Source organism: Pandoraea pnomenusa, assembly GCF_040391475.1.
Taxonomy (GTDB): Bacteria; Pseudomonadota; Gammaproteobacteria; order Burkholderiales; family Burkholderiaceae; genus Pandoraea; species Pandoraea pnomenusa_C.
The window spans coordinates 40,615-66,013 of the sequence record NZ_JBEBXS010000025.1 but is presented as its reverse complement, the minus strand read 5'-3'; the positions used below and the strand labels follow the sequence as shown (position 1 = coordinate 66,013).

General features: G+C 62.7%; 21 protein-coding genes. 9 read left to right on the top strand and 12 right to left on the bottom strand.

Annotated features, from left to right (window positions below; translation table 11 throughout):
- Both ABWO90_RS21045 and ABWO90_RS21040 read right to left on the bottom strand, forming a co-directional pair.
- The coding region (locus tag ABWO90_RS21045) for a Rossmann-fold NAD(P)-binding domain-containing protein (protein ID WP_502922670.1) at nucleotides 1-451 on the bottom strand (451 nt) is incomplete at its 3' end.
- 42 nt (nucleotides 452-493) lie between these two features.
- Complete coding sequence (locus ABWO90_RS21040; RefSeq protein WP_353193177.1) at nucleotides 494-868, bottom strand: HAD family hydrolase; 375 nt, start codon at nucleotides 866-868, stop codon at nucleotides 494-496.
- 275 nt (nucleotides 869-1,143) lie between these two features.
- On the opposite strand from ABWO90_RS21040, the gene ABWO90_RS21035 reads away from it, so the two are divergent.
- The gene (locus ABWO90_RS21035; RefSeq protein WP_353193176.1) at nucleotides 1,144-2,091 is read left to right on the top strand and encodes a LysR family transcriptional regulator; all 948 of its coding nucleotides are present in this window, start codon (nucleotides 1,144-1,146) and stop codon (nucleotides 2,089-2,091) included.
- A 133-nt stretch (nucleotides 2,092-2,224) separates the two neighbouring features.
- Here ABWO90_RS21035 and ABWO90_RS21030 read toward each other — a convergent pair whose 3' ends face one another.
- From ABWO90_RS21030 to oxlT, 6 genes are all read right to left on the bottom strand, one after another.
- Nucleotides 2,225-2,995, bottom strand: a complete 771-nt coding sequence (locus ABWO90_RS21030) for a fumarylacetoacetate hydrolase family protein (RefSeq protein ID WP_353193175.1) — start codon at nucleotides 2,993-2,995, stop codon at nucleotides 2,225-2,227.
- A gap of 166 nt (nucleotides 2,996-3,161) precedes the next feature.
- Nucleotides 3,162-4,409 carry a formyl-CoA transferase gene (gene frc / locus ABWO90_RS21025; protein ID WP_353193174.1) on the bottom strand — a complete coding sequence of 416 codons (1,248 nt, stop codon included), beginning with the start codon at nucleotides 4,407-4,409 and terminating at the stop codon, nucleotides 3,162-3,164.
- A gap of 594 nt (nucleotides 4,410-5,003) precedes the next feature.
- Nucleotides 5,004-5,444 carry a PAS domain-containing protein gene (locus tag ABWO90_RS21020; protein ID WP_353193173.1) on the bottom strand — a complete coding sequence of 147 codons (441 nt, stop codon included), beginning with the start codon at nucleotides 5,442-5,444 and terminating at the stop codon, nucleotides 5,004-5,006.
- Nucleotides 5,445-5,673: 229 nt separating this feature from the next.
- Complete coding sequence (frc, locus tag ABWO90_RS21015; RefSeq protein ID WP_353193172.1) at nucleotides 5,674-6,924, bottom strand: formyl-CoA transferase; 1,251 nt, start codon at nucleotides 6,922-6,924, stop codon at nucleotides 5,674-5,676.
- A gap of 25 nt (nucleotides 6,925-6,949) precedes the next feature.
- Nucleotides 6,950-8,740: an oxalyl-CoA decarboxylase gene (gene oxc, locus ABWO90_RS21010; protein WP_353193171.1), complete on the bottom strand. Its 1,791-nt coding sequence runs from the start codon at nucleotides 8,738-8,740 to the stop codon at nucleotides 6,950-6,952.
- A 184-nt stretch (nucleotides 8,741-8,924) separates the two neighbouring features.
- On the bottom strand, nucleotides 8,925-10,271 hold the full coding sequence (oxlT, locus tag ABWO90_RS21005) for an oxalate/formate MFS antiporter (RefSeq protein WP_353193170.1): 1,347 nt from the start codon (nucleotides 10,269-10,271) through the stop codon (nucleotides 8,925-8,927).
- 738 nt (nucleotides 10,272-11,009) lie between these two features.
- Here oxlT and ABWO90_RS21000 point away from each other — a divergent pair.
- The 7 genes from ABWO90_RS21000 (at nucleotide 11,010) to ABWO90_RS20970 (ending at nucleotide 19,391) form a co-directional block, all read left to right on the top strand.
- Nucleotides 11,010-12,035, top strand: coding sequence for a 2-dehydropantoate 2-reductase (locus ABWO90_RS21000; protein ID WP_353193169.1), 1,026 nt, complete (start codon nucleotides 11,010-11,012; stop codon nucleotides 12,033-12,035).
- 615 nt (nucleotides 12,036-12,650) lie between these two features.
- Nucleotides 12,651-12,869 carry a hypothetical protein gene (locus ABWO90_RS20995; protein ID WP_353193168.1) on the top strand — a complete coding sequence of 73 codons (219 nt, stop codon included), beginning with the start codon at nucleotides 12,651-12,653 and terminating at the stop codon, nucleotides 12,867-12,869.
- 30 nt (nucleotides 12,870-12,899) lie between these two features.
- Nucleotides 12,900-13,613 (top strand): GntR family transcriptional regulator, encoded by a 714-nt coding sequence (locus tag ABWO90_RS20990; RefSeq protein ID WP_353193167.1) that lies wholly within the window; start codon nucleotides 12,900-12,902, stop codon nucleotides 13,611-13,613.
- 563 nt (nucleotides 13,614-14,176) lie between these two features.
- Nucleotides 14,177-14,644, top strand: coding sequence for a formate dehydrogenase subunit gamma (locus ABWO90_RS20985; RefSeq protein ID WP_353193166.1), 468 nt, complete (start codon nucleotides 14,177-14,179; stop codon nucleotides 14,642-14,644).
- A complete protein-coding gene (locus ABWO90_RS20980) occupies nucleotides 14,641-16,242 on the top strand; it encodes a formate dehydrogenase beta subunit (RefSeq protein ID WP_353193165.1) in 1,602 nt (533 codons plus the stop codon). Before ABWO90_RS20985 ends, ABWO90_RS20980 begins: the two co-directional genes overlap by 4 nt.
- Nucleotides 16,243-16,255: 13 nt before the next feature.
- Nucleotides 16,256-19,120, top strand: coding sequence for a formate dehydrogenase subunit alpha (gene fdhF, locus ABWO90_RS20975; RefSeq protein WP_353193164.1), 2,865 nt, complete (start codon nucleotides 16,256-16,258; stop codon nucleotides 19,118-19,120).
- A gap of 37 nt (nucleotides 19,121-19,157) precedes the next feature.
- Nucleotides 19,158-19,391, top strand: a complete 234-nt coding sequence (locus ABWO90_RS20970) for a formate dehydrogenase subunit delta (protein ID WP_353193163.1) — start codon at nucleotides 19,158-19,160, stop codon at nucleotides 19,389-19,391.
- Nucleotides 19,392-19,480: 89 nt separating this feature from the next.
- Here ABWO90_RS20970 and ABWO90_RS20965 read toward each other — a convergent pair whose 3' ends face one another.
- Entirely contained in the window at nucleotides 19,481-20,329 is an 849-nt protein-coding gene (locus tag ABWO90_RS20965; RefSeq protein ID WP_353193162.1) for an EamA family transporter, read from the bottom strand.
- 476 nt (nucleotides 20,330-20,805) lie between these two features.
- Nucleotides 20,806-21,255, bottom strand: coding sequence for a hypothetical protein (locus ABWO90_RS20960; protein ID WP_353193161.1), 450 nt, complete (start codon nucleotides 21,253-21,255; stop codon nucleotides 20,806-20,808).
- Nucleotides 21,256-21,524: 269 nt separating this feature from the next.
- On the opposite strand from ABWO90_RS20960, the gene ABWO90_RS20955 reads away from it, so the two are divergent.
- Nucleotides 21,525-22,064, top strand: a complete 540-nt coding sequence (locus ABWO90_RS20955; RefSeq protein ID WP_353193160.1) for an SLOG cluster 4 domain-containing protein — start codon at nucleotides 21,525-21,527, stop codon at nucleotides 22,062-22,064.
- Here ABWO90_RS20955 and ABWO90_RS20950 read toward each other — a convergent pair.
- Nucleotides 22,048-23,259, bottom strand: coding sequence for a ShlB/FhaC/HecB family hemolysin secretion/activation protein (locus tag ABWO90_RS20950; protein ID WP_353193159.1), 1,212 nt, complete (start codon nucleotides 23,257-23,259; stop codon nucleotides 22,048-22,050). The genes ABWO90_RS20955 and ABWO90_RS20950 overlap by 17 nt on opposite strands.
- Nucleotides 23,260-23,762: 503 nt before the next feature.
- Complete coding sequence (locus ABWO90_RS20945) at nucleotides 23,763-25,376, bottom strand: bifunctional aspartate transaminase/aspartate 4-decarboxylase (protein WP_353193158.1); 1,614 nt, start codon at nucleotides 25,374-25,376, stop codon at nucleotides 23,763-23,765.
- Nucleotides 25,377-25,399: the final 23 nt, after the last annotated feature.

Here is a 25,399-nt window from a genome sequence, read left to right as displayed (position 1 = left end):
AGCGTTGATAGAGGTTGGCGGCGAGCATCACGGCCTTGTAGCCGGCGATGTTGGCTTGCGAGGACAGCACGTCCATGCTTTGCGCACGCGTGGTGCGCGGCGCGGCTTCCAAAGCGAAACCGACGATGCCTGCGGCAGCCATGCGCGCATTGTTCTCGGCATCGAACGGGTTGAGCATGCCGACGAGTACCGTGCCGCGCGGAATTTGCGCGACCTCGGCAATCGACGGGGCGCGGACTTTCAGCACGAGCTCCGCACCGAGCGCTTGCGCGGCGGTACCGCTCGACGCACCGGCCGCGACATAGGCCGCATCGGGTACGCTCGCCGCGTCACCGGCGCCATGCTCCACGGTGACGCGATGCCCTGCGCTCACCAGCTTCTTCACCGTTTCCGGTGTGGCCGCGACGCGGGATTCGCCGCCGGCCGTCTCCTTTGGAATGCCAATATGCATAGTTATTGTCTCGGGGTCTGAGCCCCTGTGGTGTTGTGAAACTCAGGCCGCAGCGACTCGCGGTGCCTGCATCGAACGCCCTTCATTGGCGGCTTCGAAGCAACGCACCTTGGTGCAGTGAATCAGGTCGCACAGGAATTCCGGCTCGTAGGCGCGCAGCAGGTGTGGCTGATGACCGTCGAGGTAAGCCCCGATCATCACCAGCTCGGCCATGCGCAACGCTTGTGCCGAAACCCCTTCGAGATACGCCAGCGGCAAATCCTGATTGCCGGTCGTGTGCAGCAAGCGGGTGTACGTGTGGTTATCCCAGTACCAGTCCAGACCCAGCTCGACGAAAGCGTTGTTGAACGCGTGCAGATGGGCATTGGCAACCGGTGCCAGTGCCGCGGGCTTGATGTGCGTTTCGATGACAGACATGTTGGCGTTCTCCCAAGATCAGTGATCGTCTCCAGAACCACGCAGTCCCGCTCTCGCCTGGCATGACGCGTCACCGACGCTTTGCTGTCACACCACCGTCTTCCGGGCTGCCATTGCAGATTACGCAGCCCGACATATAAAAGACAGTTAAAGTTAATTATGCAAACCATCAACGATTACTTATACTTCCCTGTGCTTCCCTTTCAGCACGCCGAGTGAGCGCGAATCGCTGCGCAGCACCGGTCTCCTGCCCTACTTTTCCGGATGCTCGCCGCATGAAACACGCCACACTCCGTCAGTTGAAGGTCTTCGAAGCCGTGGCGCGCCATTTGAGCTTTTCGCGCGCCGCCGAAGAACTTCACCTCACGCAACCGGCCGTCTCCACACAGGTCAAGCAATTGGAGACACACGCCGGGCTGCCGCTGTTCGAGCAACTGGGCAAGAAGGTCTTCCTCACCCCGGCGGGCAGCGAAATGCTTCACTACAGCCGCGCGATCATCGCGCTGTTCCGCGAGACCGAAGAGGCGATGGATCACCTCAAGGGCATTACCGGCGGCAAGCTCAATGTGGCCGTGATCAGTGCGGGCGACTACTTCTTCCCCCGCTTGCTCGCGGCGTTCACCTCGCGCTATCCCGGCGTGACACTCAACCTCACGGTGCATAACCGCGAGGAACTGCTGCACCAGCTCACCGAAAACCTGACCGATCTGGCGGTGATGGTGCGACCGCCTCACGAGATCGACACGATCAACGAGGCCTTCGCGCCGCACCCCTATGTGATCGTGGCGGCCCCCGGGCACCCGCTGGCCCGCGAGCGCCAGATTCCGTTTTCACGGCTGACCGAAGAACCGTTCATCAGCCGCGAGCGCGGGTCCGACACCTGGAACTCCCTGCAGGACGCCTTCGGCCATCGCACCCAGCAACTGAAGATCACGATGGAGATCGCCAGCACGGAGACCATCAAGCAAGCCGTCGTCGCGGGCATGGGCATCAGCTTTCTGTCCGCGCATACCGTCGGCATGGAGCTGCAGACCGGTCAATTGGTCGTGCTCGACGTGAAGGGCTTTCCGGCTTGGCAAAGCTGGTACGTCGTGCATCGCCGCAGCAAACGGTTGCCGCCCGTCGCACTCGCGTTTCGTCAGTTCCTGCTCGACGAAGGCGCCGCGCGCATCGACGGCATGATGGCGTACAAGAGTCCGGTACCACCGCCCGCCGCGCACTAGCGCGGCAGGCAGACTCGCTGATGCCGATGGCCTGACACCGCTCAGGCCAGAATGAAAAAGGGCGATCGACTCAGGCCATTGCCACCCCGGCCGACCACCGTGAAATCGGTTCTACTGCGCGCGCCGACGTGCGTCAGCCCATGCGGTTGGCGAGCGTGCCCAGACCGTCGATGCTCACTTCCACGAGGGCGCCCTCTTTCATGGAGCCCACGCCGATGGACGTGCCCACCGCGATCACGTCGCCGGGCAACAGCGTCATGTCCTGCGACAGACGCGCGACGAGTTGCCACGGATTGAAGATCATGTCGGCGAGCGGATAGCGCTGACGCTCCGTGCCGTCGAGCCGCGTGACCAGTTCGGCTTCGCGCCAGTCGAAATCCTGCGCGATGACGGGACCGAGGCAGCCGAACGTGTCGAAGCCCTTGGCGCGCGTCCACTGTGCGAAATTGCCGTCCTGCTCGATGATTTCAGCCGCGGTCACGTCGTTGACCAGCGTGTAGCCGAGAATGTGATCGCGTGCGGCTTCCTCGCTCACGTGGCTCGCGGTCTTGCCGATCACCACGCCCAGCTCGCCCTCGAAAACGATCTTGCCCGCATACGACAGCGGACGACGAATCACGGCGTCGGGACCGTTGAGCGTGGTCGCAGGCTTGATGAGGAACAGTGGATGCGACGGCGCGGCCTTGCCGAGCTTCGCGCCCAGCGCGTGATAGTTGTTCCACAGCGCGACGATCTTGCTCGGCTCGCAGGGACACAGCAGATCGACGGCGTCGCGCGCAATCGTCGCGCCCGTGGCGATCGGCTGATCGTAGAGATCGCCACGATGTTCGAGAATGTGGTCGCCCTGCAGCAGGCCGAAGCCAATGCGTCCGTGAGCGGTCTTGAAACGGGTCCAGAGCTTCATGCGTTTGCCATTCCTGTAACGTCCCGGCGGCACGGCAACGTTGGCCATGTGCGCGCCGGGCGCGGTGTCTTGATGTCATTCCCATCTGCCTTGTGCAGACGCGAGGGGCGAGCGAGTCTGGTGCCGGAGCCTGGCGCCGGCGTCTGGCACCGGCGTCTGGCTCCGTCTACACCGCGCCGACTTCACGCAGCGCCGCGATCTGCTGCGAGCTGTAGCCGAATTCCGAGAGCACGTCGTCGGTGTGTTCGCCGAGCAGCGGCGAGCGTTCCACATGCGTGGGGCTGGCCGAGAGCTTGATGGGATTGCCGACGGTGAGGTATTTGCCGCGCGTCGGGTGATCGACTTCGACGATGGTCCCGGTCTCGCGCAGCGACATGTCTTCCGCGATTTCCTTCATCGACAGGATCGGACCGCACGGAATGTCGTACTCGTTGAGAATGCGCATGACCTCGAACTTCGTCTTGGTCATGGTCCACGCCTCGATGATGTCGAAGATCTCGCGCAGGCGCGGCAGGCGGGCACGCGGCGTGGCGTAGTCGGGGTGCTCCACCCACTCGGGCTTGCCGATCACCTTGCAGATCGAACCCCACACCGGCGCCTGCGTGATGAAGTAGATATAGGCGTTCGGATCCGTCTCCCAGCCCTGACACTTGAGAATCCAGCCCGGTTGACCGCCGCCCGAGGCATTGCCGGCGCGCGGCACCGCGTCGCCGAACTGACCGTTCGGGAACTGCGGATACTCCTCCATCACGCGCGCGCGTTCCAGGCGCTGCTGATCGCGCAACTTCACGCGGCACAGGTTGAGCACGCCGTCCTGCATTGCGGTCAGCACGCGCTGGCCTTCGCCGGTCATCGTGCGCTGATAGAGCGCCGTGACGATACCCAGCGCCAGATGCAGCCCGGTGCCGGAGTCGCCGATCTGGGCGCCCGTCACCATTGGGGGACCGTCGTCGAACCCCGTCGTCGATGCGGCACCGCCCACGCACTGCGCCACGTTCTCATAGACCTTGCAGTCTTCGTAGGGGCCGGGACCGAAGCCCTTGACCGAGGCCACGATCATGCGCGGGTTCAGCGAATGGATGTGCTCCCAGGTGAAGCCCATGCGATCGAGCGCACCGGGTGCGAAGTTCTCCACCAGCACGTCGCAGTCGCGAATCATGCGCTCGAGTACCGCCTTGCCTTCCGGATGCTTCGTGTCGAGCGTGATCGAACGCTTGTTGCTGTTGAGCATCGTGAAGTACAGGCTGTCCGCGTCGGGAATGTCGCGCAGTTGATCGCGCGTGACGTCGCCGTGGCCCGCGCGTTCGATCTTGATTACGTCGGCGCCGAACCATGCCAGCAGTTGCGTACACGTGGGTCCCGACTGCACGTGCGTGAAGTCGAGAATGCGCACACCTTCGAGTGCTTTGCCCATGGTGGTTTGTCTCCTCCTGATGCGACGTCGTTTATGTGATCGGTGCGCAAGACGCGGGGAAATGCCGTCGTGGCCGACTTCGGCCCCCAGTCCTGCCGGATCCGGCGATGCGCGTCGCTTCTTCGAGCGCCAGTCACATCGTTGTCCGTTTGTTGTGATATACGGTATTTCATACACGATATTTTATCAACGGCTTTTTGTTGCCGATACGATTTGCTGTGTCGCGACATATCTACCCTAAAGATCGCCCAAACCCCTATGAACAAAGGGTCTCCGCACTGCAACATCACACCCCGCGACGGGCCGGCGTACGGGTTTACAGGCATGCGTTTCACGCGGCGAATTCGGTCAACGAGCGTCACGGGGAATAGCGATCTTTTTAATATATTGAATACAAAATACACATAGACCGTCGCGCGTTGCGTTTCAACCGTCGAAAAAGAAAAAGCACCGGTTCGCGACACACGCCCTTTCAGGGGTGTTGCGAACCGGTGCTTCGTCGAAGACATCCGGTAAATCGGCTGGCCCTTTTTCGCGTTCTCGAACGCGCGTCAGTGCCGCCCTGCCGATGTCATGCGGTCGTCGCTACCCGCCTCAGTTTGCCGTGGCGGCCACCTTCGCCTCGAGTTCGGCGATACGTTTGCGCAGTTGGCGATCTTCCTGGAAGCGCGCAGTCTCGTCGCGAATCACGGCGACGATGCCGGTGACCGCCCCGTCGTCGCCGTGCAGCAGCGCCACCGTGAACGCGATCGACATCGCGCGGCCGTCCTTGTGTGCGGCGGGGACCTTGAGCAGATCGCTGCCGTACTTCGTCTGCCCTGTCGCCATCGTCTTGGCATAGCCTTCGTTGTGACGTGCGCGCAGACGGTCGGGAATGATGATGTCGAGCGGTTGCCCGACGGCTTCTGCGGCCGTGAATCCGAACATCTTCTGCGCGCCGGAATTCCACAGCGTGATGATGTTGTTCGGATCGGCGACGACGATCGCGTCGCCCACCACCTCTACCAGTTGATTGACGTCGACGGATACGCTCATGTTGTCTCCAGGACTTTTTGTGGGGGATGGCGATTGGCACGACTGCCAAACATGCCAATAAAGTACATCAATTAGCGGACAGCACGGTCCCGAAAATGAAAACGGGTGCGCACTTCGCGAGAAGCCGCACCCATGAACACCTCTGGCTTGCACACCGGTCATGCGCATCGCATGTGCCACCGCCCCCGAAGGCGGCGGCGGCATCACGCGAGTGCGGTGACCGTCGGTCTTAAACCGAACGCGACGTATGCAGGTTCGCGATCTGGTCCTTGCTGTAGCCCAGCTCGGCCAGGATCTCGTCGGTGTGTTCACCCAGCAGCGGCGAGCCCGTGATTTCCGGCTTCAGACCCGAGAACTTGATCGGGCTGCCGACGGTCAGGTACGAGCCGCGTTCCTTGTGCGGCACTTCGACGATGGTGCCCGACGCACGCAGCGACGGATCGTTCGCGATTTCCTTCATCGACAGCACCGGTGCGCACGGAATGTCGAACTTGCGCAGGATGTCGACCGCTTCGTACTTGGTCTTGTCGGCCAGCCACGCTTCGATCGTCGCGAAGATGTCGAAGATGTGCGGTTGACGGGCTTGCGGCGTAGCGTAGTTCGGATCGCTGATCCACTCCGGCTTGCCCAGCGCACGGCAGATCGGCTCCCAGGCGTGGCCCTGAATCGTGAAGTAGATGTAAGCGTTCGGGTCCGTTTCCCAGCCCTTGCACTTGAGCACCCAACCCGGCTGACCGCCACCGCCGGCGTTGCCGCCACGCGGCACGACGTCGCTGAACTCGCCATGCGGGTACTGCGGATACTCTTCGAGGTAGCCGACACGGTCCAGACGTTGCTGGTCGCGCAGCTTCACGCGGCACAGGTTGATGACCGAATCCTGCATCGAGACAGCCACCTTCTGGCCACGGCCCGTCTGACCACGACCGATAATGGCCGTCAGAATACCGATGGCGAGGTGCATGCCGGTGTTGCTGTCGCCGAGCGCTGCGGCCGACACCGTGGGGGGGCCGTCCCAGAAACCCGTCGTCGAAGCGGCACCGCCTGCGCACTGTGCCACGTTCTCGTAGACCTTCAGGTCATCGTAATGGTGGCCGTCCGAGAAGCCCTTCACCGAGGCCATGATCAGCTTCGGGTTGAGTTCGTTCAGACGCTCCCACGAGAAGCCCATGCGATCAAGCGCGCCCGGGCCGAAGTTTTCCACCAGCACGTCGGATTCGCGCACCAGCTTTTCGAGCACTTCCTTGCCTTCCTGCGTCTTCGTGTCCAGCGTCAACGAGCGCTTGTTGCTGTTGAGCATCGTAAAGTACAAGGCATCGGCGTCGGGGATATCGCGCAGTTGGTTACGCGTGACGTCGCCCGAACCCGGGCGTTCCACCTTGATCACGTCAGCGCCGAACCAGGCCAGCAGCTGGGTACAAGCCGGGCCGGCCTGCACGTGCGTGAAGTCGATGATCTTGATGCCTTCGAGGGGTTTGCTCATGTGATGTCTCCTGGATTGACTCGGATTACTTTTTCATCGCCGCGCTTTGCGGATTCAGATTCGTCAGACGACCGCTTTCCGTACCGGCGGCTTCGTCGATGACGGCATTGATGAGGGCCGGCTTGCCCGAAGCGATCGAGGCTTCGAGGGCCTTGGTCAGTTCTTCCGGCGTGGTCACGTGATAGCCGATGCCACCGAAGGCTTCGATCATCTTGTCGTAGCGCGCGTCCTTCACGAACACGGTCGGCGCCACATCCTTGCCGCCCGTCGGGTTCACGTCGGTGCCGCGATACACGCCGTTGTTGTTGAAGATGACGGTGGTGACCGGCAGCTCGTAACGGCAGATCGTTTCGAGTTCCATGCCGCTGAAGCCGAAAGCGCTGTCGCCTTCGATCGCCACGACCGGCAGGCCGCTCGTCACGGCAGCGCCGATGGCGAAGCCCATGCCGATGCCCATCACGCCCCACGTACCCGAGTCGAAGCGCTTGCGCGGCTGGTACTGGTCGATGATGCTGCGAGCGTAGTCGAGCGTGTTCGCGCCTTCGTTCACCAGGTTGATGTCCGGGTGCTTCTTGAGCACATCGCGGATCGCGCCCAGTGCGCTGTGGAAGTTCATCGGCGACGGATTCTGCGCCAGCGTGGCCGCCATCTTCGCCAGGTTCTTGTTCTTGCGCTCGGCAATCGCGCCCGTCCATTCGGTCGACGGCTTCGCGAAGTTGCCATCCACACCGGCGAGCAGCGCCGAGACGCACGAACCGATGTCACCGATCACCGGGGCGGCGATCGCCACGTTGCTGTCGATTTCCGTCGGCGAGATGTCGATCTGCACGAACTTCTTCGGTGCCGCGCCCCACGTCTTGCCCTTGCCGTGGGCGAGCAGCCAGTTCAGGCGAGCGCCGATCAGCACAACGACGTCGGCTTCTTGCAGCACGAACGAGCGCGCGGCGGCGGCCGATTGCTCATGCGTGTCGGGCAGCAGGCCCTTGGCCATCGACATCGGCAGGTACGGAATGCCGGTCTTCTCGATGAGCGCGCGAATGTCGGCGTCGGCCTGGGCGTACGAAGCGCCCTTGCCCAGCAGAATCAGCGGACGCTTGGCGCCCTTGATCACGTCGAGCGCGCGTGCCACGGCGTCCGGCGCCGGGATCTGACGCGGTGCGGCGTCGATCACGCGAATCAGCGATTCCTTCGCCTTCTTCGCGTCGATGGTCTGGGCCAGCAGCTTGGCCGGCAGGTCCAGGTACACGCCGCCCGGACGACCGGACACGGCGGCACGGATCGCACGCGCCAGGCCCACACCGATATCTTCGGCGTGCAGCACGCGGTAGGCGGCCTTGCAATACGGCTTGGCCGCATTGAGCTGATCCATTTCTTCGTAGTCGCCCTGCTGCAGGTCGACGATTTCACGTTCGCTCGAACCGCTGATGAGAATCATCGGGAAGCAGTTCGTCGTGGCGTTGGCGAGTGCCGTCAGGCCATTCAGGAAGCCCGGCGCGGACACGGTCAGGCAGATACCCGGCTTTTGCGTCATGTAGCCGGCGATGGCGGCCGCGTGGCCGGCATGCTGTTCGTGGCGGAAGCCGATGAAGCGCATGCCTTCGGCTTGCGCAAGGCGCGCCAGATCGGTGATGGGAATCCCCACCAGACCGAAGATGGTGTCGATGTCGTTCGCTTTGAGTGCGTCGATAACCAGATGGAAACCATCGGTCGTTTCCGCCTCGGACACGATGTTCGCGTGTCGGCTGCTGTCTTTGAGCGTGTCGCCCGCGGTGTCGTTTTCCGCTTTGCCGACTGGCACGGTCATCGCAATGGACATAATTCTCTCCTCCAATTTTTCCGGTTTCAGTGTTGCGTCGTCTTGTCTGACGATTAGTGGGTGTTCCTGTACTGCTTCTCTACTTGCTCATCCGGTCGTGCAACCGGGCCCGTGAGGACACGGATTGCACGCCGGTCAAACATTTCGCTAATCCCTTCAAACAGGCTGCTTCTTCATGTCTTGCTCAGGTGGTGCTGCGGCTCAGGTCCGCGGGCTTCACCATCGTTTCGCTGACTTCGCTCCGGTAGTCGCTGGCGTAACGCTGTGCCAGACGGGCACGCATCGGCTTGAGGACGAACAGGGCGAGGAAGGCAGCGAAGGCGTTCATGGCGCAGGCGATCATGAACACGGCCTGCCAGCTACCGGTCGACGAGGTGATGATGCTCGAGAAGGGCACCAGCAAAGCGGCGGTCCCCTTCGCGGTGTAAAGCATCCCCGCGTTGGTGGCGGCGTACTTCGAGCCGTACGTATCGGCGCACGTTGCCGGGAAGAGGCTGTAGATTTCACCCCAGGCAAAGAACACCAGACCGGTCAGGATCACGAAGGCCACCGGGTTCTGGCCGAACTTCGCCAGTGCGAAAATCCCTGCGGCTTCCATCGCGAAGGCGATGAACATCGTGTTCTCTCGACCGATCTTGTCCGAGATCCAGCCGAACACCGGACGCGTCACCCCGTTGAGCACCCGGTCGATGGCCAGTGCGAAGGTGAGTGCGGGCAGCGTGAGGCCGAGAATCGAGACGGGCGACTGATCGAGACCGTAGTCCTTGGCGATCGGGCCGAGCTGTGCCGTTGCCATCAGACCGCCGGCGGCCATCAGCACGAACATCAGATACATCAGCCAGAACACCGGCGAGCGCATGACTTCGGTCGGCTTGGCGTTGTAGCGCATGGCGCCCGGGGCAAGCTTCTTGAGCGCGTCGAACGATGCCGGCGGGTTGCAAAGTGCCAGACCCAGCACGAGCACGATGATCCCCTGGCCCAGACCGAAGGTCAGGAAGGTGTTCTCGTAGCCGCTCGACTTGATCATGTTGGCGATCGGCACCACGGTCAGTGCCGAACCGGCGCCGAAACCGGCAGCGGTCAGGCCCGCAGCGAGACCGCGGCGATCCGGGAACCACTTCAGCGCGTTACCCACGCAGGTGCCATACACCGCACCGGCACCGACACCGCCCACTGCCGCTGCGAAATACAGCATCGCGAGCGACGACGCGTGGGCGTTGAGCACCCATGCCAGACCGCACAGCAAACCGCCCCCGACCACGACCGGGCGCGGGCCGAACTTGTCGACCAGATACCCTTCGATCGGCACCAGCCAGGTCTCCGTCACGACGAAAATCGTGAATGCCACCTGAATGGCCGTGCGGCCCCAGTGATACTTCTCATCGATCGGGTTGACGAACAGCGTCCACCCGTACTGCAAGTTGGCGATCATCGCCATGCAAATCACGCCGAACACGAGCTGAACCCAAGGGCTCGCGAACACGGATTGCTTACCGTGTTGATTGGTCGTCTCCACTTGTACCTCCTCCATCGGTTTCCAGTTGTTTGGCAGCTTCACAACAACAACACCTTCCGGATGGGGTCTGTGCCCCCTGGGTATGCTTTACGAGGTCTTTGCCTCGTCGACTTGTCTCTGATGCTTACGGGCCACGTTGCCTTTCCCGTAAATATACCGAACGAAATATACGATATATCAGATATAAGTCAACACTAATTTATTGCTTTCCTCGTTTTTCCCCTCGCGTGCCGAAGTCGTTTTTGTCCATTGCAGCGAAAACAACTACGGCACGCGAGGCACTGTTCAAGGTGGCGGCTAGATACAGTAACGCCACTGTAGGCCGAAGCGCCGCAACAACGCAATGCGAAAACACTAAGGAGTTAACCCGATCCGGCAAGCTTGCCCGACAAGGCGCTCAGCCCTTTTACATCGGGCTCCTTGGTAATTTTTAAAACGAGCACAAGACGATATATCTGATAATTTTCCTCACAAGACGATCCGATTTCGTCATCCCCCACTCCGCTGTAACACACCGTAATAATTCACTCATCGAGGGACTCGGGCGATTCCGACGGCTTGTTTCTTTGCCGTCAGGCTCACACATCGAGACTCCGCATTTCACGGGCCTGCGGGGAAACCATGACGGGAAATGCCGCCGGAAGGCTTGGCGCTATTCTTCTTGTGATATACGATATACAACATTTAGTATTAGAAAAATAAACGGCCAGTACCAGGCCCAGGTTTCGATTGACCTTTGGAGGGAGAGACTTCATGAAGATTTGCATCTATGGCGCTGGAGCCATCGGCGGCTATCTCGGCGTGCAACTCGCACTCGCCGGCGCCGATGTCAGTCTGGTGGCGCGAGGCCCGCATCTGGCGGCCATGCGCGAGAACGGACTCAAGCTGCTGATCGATGGCGAAGAACGCGTGGCCCGCCTGCGCTGCACGGACGACCCGCGCGAACTCGGTCCGCAAGACTACGTGATCATTGCCCTCAAGGCGCATTCGGTGCCGTCGGTCCTCGACGCGATGCAACCGTTGATCGGACCGGACACGGCTGTCGTGACCGCCGTCAACGGCATTCCCTACTGGTACTTCTACAAGCACGGCGGCGCGCTCGAAGGCACGACGCTCGAAAGCATCGATCCGGGCGGTCGCCAATGGCGCGAGCTCGGCCCCGAGCGCGCGATCGGTTGTGTCGTTTATCCGGCAACCGAAGTGGTCGCGCCCGGCGTGATCCAGCACGTATATGGCAACAAATTCCCGCTGGGCGAAGCCAGCGCCGAACGTACCGAGCGCGTGGAGAAGCTTTCGCAGTTGATGATCGCCGGCGGTCTGGACGCGCCGATCCGTGAGAACATCCGCGACGAGATCTGGCTCAAGCTCTGGGGCAACCTCTGCTTCAATCCGATCTCGGCACTCACGCACGGCACGCTGGACATCATTGCGAGCGATCCGGGCACACGTGCCATCGCGCGCGCCATGATGCTCGAGGCGAAAGCCATCGGCGACAAGTTCGGCGTGCATTTCCGCGTTGACGTGGAGCGTCGGATCAACGGTGCGGGCGCTGTGGGCGCACACAAGACGTCGATGCTTCAGGATCTGGAGCGCAGCCGTGCGATGGAAATCGACCCGCTGGTCTCCGTCGTCCAGGAGATGGGCCGCCTCGCAGACGTGCCGACGCCGACGCTCGACGTAGTACTTGCGTTGATCAAGCAACGCGAGTTCATGACCCAGCCCGACGCCGTGGCAGCCGCGCAGGAACGGCTGGCCGCCAAGTCCGCCAAAGCAGCCTGAATTCGACCGGACGCACCGAGCGTGGCCGGGCGTCCGACTCGCCACACTGTCCGGTGTTGCATCAACGTAACAGCCAGCGCGGGGCACGACGTCGTGCCTCGCCAGTTTCACGCCTATATATATAGGCAGCCTGGCCGGCGAATCTTCCGGCTGGGTTCACTAGACTGCCCTGCCCTGTGCCGCCGCCGGCTCTCCGGTCGCGGCCGATTTTTTGCCCGGCAGATGCCGGCTGGCCGCCACACCGAACAAACACGGCCAGCCTGTACGGATGTCTTTTCGCGGCAACGCAATATTGCACGTTTTGCACCAATCTGAAGGCGTCACCTAATGCAGCCGAATCAGCACGCGCCGGTCGCGTCCCGAATTCAGCACAAACGCAAGCCAGACGGACATCCGAGGAGGTTCCCTGCCATCATCGACTGACTGATCACTATCGGAAAAAGAGACAAACTTGGACAGTAGACGAGGTGTGTGACCGAAAAAACGTCCCGAAAAACGATGAATTTTGATATTCGGTATGTGGTATATCTTGAGACTTGTTGCGGCGCGACATACAATGCAAAGCAAGTTCTCCCCCACCGTAATCATCGTTCAACGTCTATAAGGAGTTTCATCATGTTGGTCACTGCCCTTACCCTGCTCGCCCTGGCTTCCGCCCTTGCTGCTGGTGTCGCGATGGTTCATCTGTTCGTCGCACTGCCGGCTTCGTTGCTCGAAAAGGCCGAAACCAATGGTCGTTTCGCGTATCTGGCGGAAACCACGCAGGCAAACGAATCGGGTAAACTCGTCACGAAGCCGGCAACCATCGTGGGGCAGCAAGCATTGCGCACCTGAAGGGGGCCGTAATACCTAGGAGACTATTGCATGTCCCTGATCACCCCAACTCCGACACGAGTGACTCCGCTCGTGTTGGAGCCGATCGACACGACCACGAGTTTTCGCAATCAGGCGTATGCGCTGCTGAAAAAAGCCATCGCCGATGCCGATATCTATAACCAGAAGGAAGAAATTCGCCTGGACGAGCGTCAGCTCATCCAGGTGCTCGGCGTTTCGCGCACTCCGATTCGCGAGGCCATGACGCTGCTGGAGCAGGAAGGCTTCCTGCGTACCGTGCCGCGCCGGGGCATTTTCATCATCCGCAAGACCAAGCGGGAAATCGTCGAAATGATTCAGATGTGGGCGGCCCTCGAAGGGATGTCCGCGCGCCTGGCCACGCTGCATGCGAGCGACGAAGAGATTGCCAAGCTGCGCCATCTGTTCGACGAGTTCGTCAATGCGCCGCCGACGGATCACATCGAAGAGTATTCCGACGCGAACATCGACTTCCATCAGGCGCTGATCAATCTCGGCGGATCGCAGGCCATCGCCAATACGATCAGGAATCTGTTCATTCACGTGCGCGCCATCCGGAAGGTGACGATTGCACAGAATGACCGGGCCGCACGCTCGATCGTCGACCACCTGAAGATCATCACCGCGCTGGAGAAGCGCGACACGGAACTCGCCGAGAAGCTCGCGCGCGACCACACGCTGGGTCTGGCCGCGTTCGTCGAAGAGCACTGCGACTTCCTGGAGTAATACCGCTCGCGCGCGCCGCCGTTCATTCGGCGGCTTGCCACAGCGAAAAGCCAGCGACATTAACGTGTCGCTGGCTTTTTTGTTTGCTCGCCGCCGGACTCTCACGCCCCACCACGCTCGGCGCCGGAATCACACGAGCGCCCCCTCGAATCGAGCCGGGCGCCGTGCGATGCCGTGCAGCTCGCGTCCATGCCGTTGCCGCTCGCGCCCCGCCCAGCCCACATATGCAAGCCACCACCAAATTGGGGTAAACGAGCCTGCAAAACCGGGGCTCAAGCTATTGCACGTATACCGTATATCATATATCGTGTTTCACATACTGACGCTTCGGCACCGGTACTTAGAGTTGACGAAGTAAGCAACGGGCGAGAGACCGAGCCCGTGCGGCATATGGTGGGGGCTATGTGTCGCACGCTCTTTCGGCGCCGCGCTGATCGCTAGACCCGAGCAGCGTCGCCGACTGTGACCGATGGGTCTCTCGCCCCTGGGGCAGGACAAAAACAGATAACCCATACCCTCAGGCGCACCGTTCCCCGCGGCGTGCCAAACCGGAGACAACAGCCATGCGCGAGGCTTTTTCCATCGCGACGGTGCAAGCGATTCTGGACGCCCATGCAGCTCAGGAAGGCCCCCTTCTGCCGATCCTCCATGACGTTCAGGAAGCTTTCGGCTTCGTTCCCCCCGATGCCGTGCCCGTCATTGCCACTGCCCTCAACCTGTCTCGCGCCGAAGTGCATGGCGTGATCACCTTCTATCACCACTTCCGCACCACACCGCCGCCGCGTCACGTCGTGCAGATCTGCCGCGCCGAGGCCTGCCAGAGCATGGGCGCCGACGCCCTGGTCGCGCACGCCGAACGCGTGCTGGGCTGCGCGATGCACAGCCATAGCGGCGATGTCGCGCTCGAGCCGGTGTTCTGCCTGGGCCAGTGCGCCACCTCGCCGGCCATCACGATCGACGACAAGCTGCATGCGCGCGTCACTCCCGAGAAATTCGACCGTCTGGTCGCCCGCGCCAAGGACACGGTATGAGCCAAACCACGACGCCCACCACGACGCCCAAGGCGCCGGTGCGCCTCTATCTGCCGCGTGACTCCGCCGCGCTGGCGCTCGGGGCCGACGAGGTCGCCGACGCCATTCGCGCACAGGCGGCCCAACGCGGCATCGAGATCGAACTCGTACGCAACGGCACGCGCGGCATGCTCTGGCTCGAACCGCTGCTCGAAGTCGCGACCCCGGCGGGTCGCGTGGCCTACGGCCCGGTCGACGTCGACGACGTCGCCAGCCTGTTCGACGCCAATGTCACCGCCGGAGGCGACCACGCGCTCGCCCTCGGCCTGACCGAAGAGATTCCGTATTTCAAGAAGCAGGAACGCCTGACGTTCGCCCGCGTGGGCATTACCGATCCGGTCTCGGTCGACGACTACGTCGCGCACGATGGCTATCGCGGCCTGCGCAACGCGCTCGCCATGGACGGTGCCGCCATCGTCACGCAGGTGACCGATTCGGGCCTGCGTGGCCGGGGCGGCGCGGCGTTCCCGACCGGTATCAAATGGAAGACGGTGTTGAACACGCCGGCGGCGCAGAAGTACATCGTGTGCAATGCCGACGAAGGCGACTCGGGCACGTTTGCCGACCGCATGCTGATGGAAGGCGATCCGCTCGTGCTCGTCGAAGGCATGACGATCGCCGGCATCGCCGTGGGTGCCACGCGCGGTTACATCTACGTGCGAAGCGAGTATCCGCACTCCATCGACGTGCTCAACGAAGCCATTGCAAACGCAGTGCGTGCCGGCTATCTCGGCGAGAGCATCCTCGGCTCGGACAAGACCTTCCACCTCGAAGTCCGCAAGGCGGCAGGCGCTTACGTGTGCGGCGAAGAAACCGCGCTGCTCGAAAGCCTCGAAGGCAAGCGCGGCGTCGTGCGCGCCAAGCCGCCGCTGCCCGCCATCGAAGGCCTGTTCGGGCTGCCGACGGTCATCAACAACGTGATCTCTCTGGCGTCGGTGCCGATCATCATGGACCGTGGCGCCGAGTTCTATAAGAACTTCGGCATGGGACGCTCGCGCGGCACTCTGCCGATCCAGCTCGCAGGCAACATCAAGTACGGCGGTCTCATCGAGAAGGCCTTCGGCGTGACGCTGCGCGAAATCCTGTACGACTACGGCGGCGGCGCCATCACCGGCCGGCCATTGCGCGCCGTGCAGGTCGGTGGCCCGCTCGGCTCCTACTTGCCCGAATCGCAATGGGATACGCCGCTCGACTACGAAGCGTTTGCCGCCCTGTGGGCCGTGCTGGGTCACGGCGGCATCGTGGCGCACGACGACACGGTCGATCTGGCCAAGCTCGCGCGCTATGCGATGGAGTTCTGCACCATCGAGTCGTGCGGCAAGTGCACGCCGTGCCGCATCGGTTCGACGCGCGGCGTCGAAGTGATGGACCGGATCATCGACGGACGCGATCGTCCGAAGCAAATCAAGCTGCTGCGCGACCTGTGCGACACCATGCTCGCCGGCTCGCTGTGCGCGATGGGCGGCATGACGCCCTACCCCGTGCTCTCAGCGCTGAACCATTTCCCCGAAGACTTCGGCGCGGCCGAACCGTCGAACCTGCCGACCAAGGCCGCCTAGGAGACCGCCCATCATGATGGACCCGATGTTTGAGAAGGATTACGGCACCCCGCGTCGCGAATCGACGAAGGAAGTCACGCTGGAGATCGACGGCGAACAGGTCACCGTGCCCGCCGGCACCTCGATCATGCGTGCCGCCTCCGAAGGCGGCGTGAACGTGCCCAAGCTGTGCGCCACCGATTCGCTCGAGCCCTTCGGCTCGTGCCGTCTGTGCCTCGTCGAGATCGAAGGCCGACGCGGCTTTCCGGCGTCGTGCACCACGCCCGTCGAACCGGGCATGAAAGTGCGCACGCAATCGCCCAAGCTCCAGGAACTGCGCAAGGGCGTGATGGAGCTCTACATCTCCGATCACCCGCTCGACTGCCTGACCTGCGCGGCCAACGGCGACTGCGAACTCCAGGACATGGCCGGTGTGACGGGCCTGCGCGAAGTACGTTACGGCTTTGACGGCGCAAATCACTTCGACAGCGAAAAAGACGAGTCGAACCCGTACTTCACCTACGACGCCTCGAAGTGCATCGTCTGTAACCGTTGCGTGCGCGCCTGCGAGGAAACGCAAGGCACGTTCGCGCTGACGATTTCCGGCCGCGGCTTCGAAGCCCGCGTCTCGCCGGGGCAGGATCAGCCGTTCATGGATTCGGAATGCGTGTCGTGCGGCGCCTGCGTGGCCGCGTGCCCGACCGCAACGCTGCAAGAGAAGTCCGTGATCCATCTCGGCCAGGCCGAGCACGCCAAGATCACCACCTGCGCGTACTGCGGCGTGGGCTGCTCGTTCAAGGCGGAGATGAAGGGTAACGAAGTCGTGCGCATGGTGCCGCACAAGGACGGTCAGGCCAACGAAGGCCACGCCTGCGTGAAGGGCCGCTTCGCCTGGGGCTACGCCACGCACAAGGACCGTATCCTCACGCCGAAGATCCGCAAGAAGATCACCGATCCGTGGCAGGAAGTGTCTTGGGACGAGGCGCTCGATTACGCCGCGTCAGAGTTCAAGCGCATTCAGGCCAAGTACGGCCGCGACTCGATCGGCGGCCTGGTGTCGTCGCGCTGCACGAACGAGGAAGACTACCTCGTGCAGAAGCTGGTGCGCGCTGCGTTCGGCAACAACAACGTCGATACCTGCGCCCGTGTGTGCCACTCGCCGACCGGCTACGGCCTGAAGGCGACGCTCGGCGAATCGGCCGGCACGCAGACCTTCAAGTCGGTCGAGCATTCGGACGTGATTCTCGTGATGGGCGCCAACCCGACCGACGGGCACCCGGTGTTCGGTTCGCGCATGAAGAAGCGTCTGCGCCAAGGCGCGAAGCTGATCGTCATCGACCCGCGCCGTATCGACCTGGTGCAAAGCGCGCACATCAAGGCGGACTTCCACCTGCAACTGCGCCCGGGCACGAACGTGGCCATGATCAATGCGCTGGCGCACGTGATCGTCACCGAAGGGCTGATGGCCGACGAATTCATCGCCGAACGCTGCGAAGACCGTGCCTTCGGCCAGTGGCGCGACTTCATCGCCCGTGCGGAAAACTCGCCGGAAGCGACCGAAGTGCACACCGGCGTGCCCGCGCATCTCGTGCGCGGTGCCGCGCGCCTGTACGCCAAGGGCGGCAACGCCGCGATCTACTACGGCCTGGGCGTGACCGAGCATGCGCAAGGGTCCACGACCGTGATCGGTATCGCCAACCTCGCCATGGCGACCGGCAACATCGGCCGTGAAGGCGTGGGCGTGAACCCGCTGCGCGGCCAGAACAACGTGCAGGGTTCGTGCGACATGGGGGCGTTCCCGCACGAACTGCCGGGTTACCGTCACGTATCGGATTCGAGCGCCCGCGCACTGTTCGAAGCCGAATGGGGCGTCGAGCTGCAATCCGAGCCGGGTCTGCGTATTCCGAACATGTTCGACGCTGCGCTCGCAGGCACCTTCATGGGCCTGTACTGCCAGGGCGAAGACATCGTGCAGTCCGACCCGAACACGCAGCACGTGACCCACGCGCTGGAGCAAATGGAATGCATCGTCGTACAGGACATCTTCCTGAACGAGACGGCGAAGTATGCGCACGTGTTGCTGCCGGGTTCGTCGTTCCTCGAGAAGGACGGCACCTTCACCAACGCCGAGCGTCGTATCTCGCGGGTGCGTCAGGTCATGCCGCCGCGCGCCGGTTACGCCGACTGGGAAGTGACGATTCAGCTGGCCAAGCGCCTGGGCTACGAGATGAACTACTCGCACCCGTCGGAAATCATGGACGAGATCGCGCGCCTCACGCCGACGTTCACCGGCGTGAGCTACGAGAAGCTCGACCGCTTGGGCAGCGTGCAGTGGCCGTGTAACGAAGACGCGCCGGAAGGCACGCCCGTCATGCACATCGACGAATTCGTGCGCGGCAAGGGCAAGTTCCTCATCACGCAGTACGTGGCGACGGACGAAAAGGTCACGAAGCGCTTCCCGCTGATCCTCACGACCGGACGGATTCTGTCGCAGTACAACGTGGGCGCGCAGACCCGTCGTACGGACAACAACTACTGGCACGCCGAGGATCGGCTCGAGGTGCATCCGCACGACGCCGAAGAACGTGGCATCAAGGACGGCGACTGGGTCGGCATCCAGAGCCGCGCTGGTGAGACGGTGTTGCGCGCCGTGGTGAGCGATCGCATGCAGCCGGGTGTGGTGTACACGACGTTCCACTTCCCGGAGTCGGGCGCAAACGTGATCACCACCGACAACTCCGACTGGGCGACGAACTGCCCCGAGTACAAGGTCACGGCGGTGCAGGTCACGCCGGTAGCGCAGCCGTCGGAATGGCAGCGTCAGTACTCGGACTTCAATCGCCAGCAGGAGGCCTTCCTCGGTCACGCCCACGGCGAGGCAGAGGCAAGTGCGAGCTGAACCGCATAAATAACAAATTCAGGGGACGACACCCATCATGGACACCGACAACCTGGTCAAGATGGCCAATCAGATCGGCGATTTCTTCGAGACGATGCCGGATCGCGGCGAAGCGCTCGAGAGCATTGCCGGTCACCTGCGGCGCTTCTGGGCACCGCGCATGCGCATGACGATTCTCGAGCATCTGGAATCCACCGACGGCCACGGCATGCGCGAAATCGTCGTGGCGGCCATCAACGCGCATCGCGCCGAACTCTGGCCACGCGGTTAGCCCCGGGCGTTGTCACATTCGCGCAGGGCGAGCGGAGATTCCTTCGCTCGCCCTTTCTTCATTTCCCTCGTCTTGTCTCGCGTGGACGCTCAGGCACCGAGCTTGATGAGTATCGCGCCACCGACCACGAGGCTGCACGCCACAAGACGGCGCGCGTTGAGCTTTTCGCGCAGGAACAGCCACCCGAGCAGCACCGCAAAGATCGCGCTCGATTCGCGCAGCGCCGACACCACGCCCATCGGCAGGTATTGCAGGGCGAAGACCACCATGCCGTACGCGCACTGGGCAACGATCCCGGCACCCAGCGCTTCGGTCACGCGACGTCGCGGTGCGAGGAACATGCCGCGCCATCCGCCGCGTAATTTCCATACGGCACCGACGAGCGGCACGCTCGCGAACAGATACGCCCAGGCGATGTAGCCGAAGCCGTTGCCGTTCGACAGCCGCACGCCGAAGCCGTCGATGATCGTATAGGTCGCGATGAACACGCCCGTGAGCAACGCGGCCGGCACGCTGTCCCCCGACAGACAGCGTCCGCGCAGGGCCAGTGTGAGAATGCCCGTGCAGATGCATGCGATACCGGCCACAGCCATCCACGTCGGCCATTCCCCCGCGAGTAACAGCGCCGCCCCCGAAATCAGCAGTGGCGAGATGCCGCGCGCGATCGGATAAATCTGTCCGAACTCGCCGACCCGATATGCGCGAATCAGCGCCGCCGTGTAAGCCACCTGCGCACACGCCGAGAGCACGATGAGCGGCCAGACCTGCATCGGTGGCATCGGCAACCACCAGATGCCGACGATTGCCGCGAGCAACTGCGGCACCGCCATCATGCCGACTTGCCAGAGGCGATCGGGACTTGCGTGGAGAAAGGCGTTCCAGGTGGCGTGCATCAGTGCCGAGATCAGCACCAACAGCACGATGGGTGTAGTGGTCATGTCGATCGAAGTCGTGGCGGCCATCGGAAAAGGACTGACAAGGTCCGCTTCCGGCGCGGGGCAAAGGCGCTATTGTGGCAGGCGAGCCCGCCGCAATGTAGAGCCAGTGCCACCGATTCCCACAGAGCCAGACGATCTTGCACCGAGGCTTTCCGGCTACGCGGTCGATGCTTGATGTCCACGCATCGCATCGACGGTATCGCTGGCGAAACGAGCGGCGTACGTCTCGGGCAACGAAAGGCCGGCAAACCCCTCGATTTCCCGGATGTCAGCGGCGCTCGCGAAAGTTGTCCACAGCCTTTGTGGATAACCCACTGGATAACCCGCAACCGCCATCTCGAACGCCCCGTGAACAGGGGCTGTCAAGAGCCTTGCTCAAAAAACGGTCAGCCCCGGAACAAATATTCGGCTTGACGGTCTGCCCCCTCCCTGCTCCAGCCCCCGCCCCCTCGATTGCCGACGCATCGGCCTCCTGCTCAACCCGGCTTGCCGGTTTTTCCCTCGCTTGCGGGCGACTGCGGCGTAGTGCGCAGCGCCGCCACGACCTGACTCTGTCCGAGCACGGCGTCCGGTGCCTGCTGCATCGCCAGACGATAGCGCTCGCCGAATTCCGCGTCGGCGTTGCGGAACAGCTTGGCGGCTTCGTCCGCCAGTGCGATTCCAGCATCGGCCAACGGGGGCGTCTGCTCCTGCCACTCGTCGAGTGCGACGATCAAACGCGAGAGCGGATCGAGCCAGCGGAACCACGGGTCTTCGGTCAGCAACTGGACAAAGCGTCCCGTCGGCACCGGGCCGAAAACTGCTTCGTATTGCTGACGATCGTTCGCGATCAGCACTTTGTGCTGTGCGAGCAGCGCAGTGCGCAGCGTCTTCATGGCGGCGATCTGGTCGCTGCCTGCGGGGGTGGTGTCAGTCGGTTCGGTCATCTCTTGCCCCTGGAGCGTCAGAAAGGTTAGGAAACGGAATTAGAAAGCGTCTTACACGCGGTTTAGGACTTAGCCCATAGCCAACAGGCCTGGGGATCACGATACTACACGGGTCTCGCAAACACCTCGCGAGATCAGGCTTTCACTTCCCCGTGGGAGGCCTGCTTCCTCACCCGCCCACCCGGCGGGTTTTTTTTGGGCGCTCGATTCGTTTATCATCGGCGGCACCCCTGCCCGGCCATCGGGCGACACGCCGAAAACCTCTCGAGATGACCACTTCCCTGCGTCCCAAAACCGTTGGTGTCATGGGTTCCGGCAAACAGCCGTGGACCGAACTTGCGGCCCCGCTAGGCCGCGCCATCGCGACAGCCGGCTACCATTTGCTGACCGGCGGCGGTCAAGGTGTGATGACGAGTGTCAGCGAGGCCTTCTGTGCCGTACCGCAACGCGCAGGCCGCAGCATCGGTGTCGTGCCCACGGAAGCGACTGGCGACGACGCCACGTTCCGTCCCCTGCCCGGCTATCCGAACCGGTTCGTGGAAATCCCCATCGTGAGCCCGTTGCCGCGCCATTTGCCTGACGCGCCGCCGGGCACGCTGTCGCGCAATCACATCAACGTGCTTTCGAGTGATGTGATCGTGGCACTGCCCGGCAATCACGGTACGCGCGACGAAGTCGGGCTCGCCGTGCGTTACGGCAAGCCCGTGATTCTGTTCGGGGAGAGCGAGCACTTCGTGCAAATGCCCGAGACGCTGGTGCGCACGGTATCGCTCGACGCCGTGATGGATTTCGTCAGAACGGCACGGTGAGCTTCGCGTCGATCGACTGGAAGCGATAGGACCAGCCCGGCGTGCTGCCTGTCGAGGGCATCCAGGGCGCGTTCAGGCGTTGCATGACCGACAGGTCCAGCTTCGACGTGCCCAGATAGTGCGTGTGACTGAGCCCCACCTCGGCATAACTGTCGTAGGTGTGCAGCGCATTGGGGTCTTCGGTACGGCTGCGGTTGTAGCGCAGCTCCACGCCCGTGGTGCCATTGGACGTCACGTCGAACGCCCGTCGCACGCGCCACTGCAAGGTCTGCGTCTGGGTGGTGCCTGTTGCGATCTGATCGGTGGCGGCATTGGTCGTGCCCATGACACCGACAGTCCAGTCGGCGTCGATCGGAACCGAGTAATTGGCTGCCAGATTGCGGTTCATGGCGTCGCGCCGTGCATTCTGCAGGTCCTGGCTCACGGTCGTGTTGAACTTGCCGTACATCCCGAGCGGGTTGTTCATCAGCAGATTGGCCGTGCCCTGCATCTTGCCCGTGGTCATCATGCCGCTGTTGTTCATGCCCAGGTTGAACTGATACGGCTGCTCGTTGAGCACCTGGAACCCCACGGCGCCCTCGCCGGTGGTACGGCTGCGCGTCGCCACGAGCGGCAGTTGGTCGTCGCGCACCGCGAGTCCGTGACGCATGAGCATGCGGATATTGCGATCGGCAAGACTCTCTCGGCGCGGCAGTCCGCGCAAGCACGATGCGCGTGCGAGAAAGGCGTTGGGCGGTGCCACATCGACGGCCGGTGGCGGCGCGACTGCAGCCGTGGCCGCCGACGCCGCCGCGTCGATATCGACGGCGGAGATCGCCGTGCCGTCGGCACTGAGTTCGGGTGCGACGGCGAAATCGGCAGCCGGTAGCGGGGGGGACGGTGGCGCAGGGGGCGGCGCGTCTGCCGTTGGAGCCCCTTGTGCATCGACGGCTGGCGCTGCTGCATCGACATTCGCGGCCTGTGCGTCGGATGCCGCCTGAGGCGCCTGAGCTGCGGCCGCCGCGGCAGCACGCTCCGCCGACTCGCGTTCCAGTGTTGCCGCGACCGCGTCCGGATCGGCCCCCGCGAACAGGGCGATCGGATCAGCGGCACTGCCGGGGTCCTGCGCGACCGGCGACTCCGCGGGCGCGGGGGGCGGTGGAGGCGGAACGAAATATTGAGGCGAGAGCCCGCGGTCCCACAATCCGTAGGACACGGCATTCTGCTCCGTGAAACACGGCGGATTGGGATCCGAGAACAAGGCTTGTGCGTGCGCGCCTGCCGACATTCCGGCACTGAGACACGCGGCGAGCGGGAGAAGACCCCGCACGACCGGCTTTACCGACATTCGACACCTGAAATTCCCACCCCACGCGGCCATCTGGCGGCGTCGTGCACCGCTTCCGGCATGAGGGGGTGACGTAGCGACAAGGCTGTATTTTACTGCGGGCGGTACGGTCACTGCCAGTCAGAACGTCCCCAAAATAGCGGGAACTCTTTCGCACGCTTGCCACTCCTACCGCGTGACTTCCCCTGTAGTGATTTTTGCCCGCCTCGCGCGGGCATTTTTATTTCACATGACAAAAAAAGCCCGGGAAGTGGATTCCCGGGCAATGGTCGATCGCCATGTAGGAAGCGATCGAGGGGGGGCCAACCGGTGCCGCTGCGCCGCGAGGGTCGCCGCAGCACCGAAATCGTCGGGACGTCGCCCGGCAGCACTTATTTCTTCTTGCCGCCCTTGCTGCCGCCAGCGAGATAGCGCTCGTTGTACTCGTCCATGAGCTTGCGTACCGTCGCACCGATCTGGATGTAGTCCGGCTCGTTCAGGTTCGCGAGCGACACGCGCCCCGACGGGTGCAGCGTGCCGAAGCCACGGCCCGGCAGCAGCACCACGCCGCTTTCCTTGGCCAGACGGAACAGCACCTCCGTCGGATCGACCGTCTTCATGAACCAGTCCACGAAACCCTTTCCGTAGATCTTGGTGCCCAATACCTCGAGATCGAGAATATTGTAGTAATCGACGGCCGTCGGTCCGGTCTCCTCGGTAATCCCTGCCGCGCGATACATCACGGCCTTGCGGCGGCGGATGATGCGCTTGACCGCATGCTTGTACGCGTCCGGCTCGTCCATCAGGCAGAACAGCGAGAAGAGTGCCATCTGCACCTGCTGCGGCGTGGACAGGCCCGCCGTGTGGTTCAACGCCACCGCGCGGCTATCCGCCACCAGGCGATCGATGAACTTGAGCTTCTCCGGTTCCGTCGTGATCGACGAATAGCGTGCGTTGAGCCCTTCGCGCTGCGCCTTGGGCAGCTTCGCGAGCTTGTCGTCGAAAAGGTTCTTCTCGTGCGTGGCAATCGCCCCGAGGCGCCAGCCCGTCGCACCGAAGTACTTCGAATACGAATAGACGAGGATGGTGTTGTACGGCGCGATGGCAAACAGCGAACGGAAGTCGTCGGCAAACGTGCCGTACACGTCGTCGGTCAGGATGATCAGGTCCGGACGCTTCTTGACGATCTCGGCCAGATGCTCGAGCGACGCGTCGTCGAGCTTCACCGACGGCGGATTGCTCGGGTTCACGAGGAAGAACGCCTTGATCTTCGGGTCGAGCAGTTTGTCGAGTTCCTTCTTCGAATACTGCCAGCCGAGCGCCGGATCGGCATTCAGGTTGACCTCGTGCAACTGATAATCGGCCAGCTCCGGAATCTCGATGTACGGCGTGAAGATCGGCATGCCCAGTGCGATGGAATCTCCCGCCTGCAGCAGATGGTTCGTCTTGAGCGTGTTGAAGAGGTACGTCATGGCCGCCGTGCCGCCTTCGACTGCGAACACGTCGAAATTGCCAACGAACGGATGCTTGCCGACCATTTCGCGACGCAGATACTTCGCCACGATCTTCTCGGTGTTGCGCAGCACGCGATCCGGCACCGGATAATTACAGCCCAGAATGCCGTGCACCATCTCCGTGAGGAAGTCCTCGACGACCAACCCCATCTGATCGCGAACATACGAGATCGATTTCTCGAGGAACTTCACCCCGGGCGCGTGCTGGTTCTCACGCGCGAAATCCTGCCACCGCGCTTCAACACCCTTGCCCGGCGGAATGCCGCCGACACCTTCCGGCATGTACGTGAACTGCCGCTCCGCTTCCGAGAGCGCGAACAGCCCCAACTGGAAGAAGCCGTGACGCGGCTCCAGCGCGAGAAAGTTCGGATTCCCGCGCCCGGCGTTGAGCATCGAGCGCTGCGCGCCGTTTTCCTGTGCAAGTTCGATCAGCGTGTCCTTGAATTCGAACGGGCTGAGTTTGGCGAGTGCGTCGAGTTCCTTCGATTTCATAACGATTTCTCCATGAACAACCA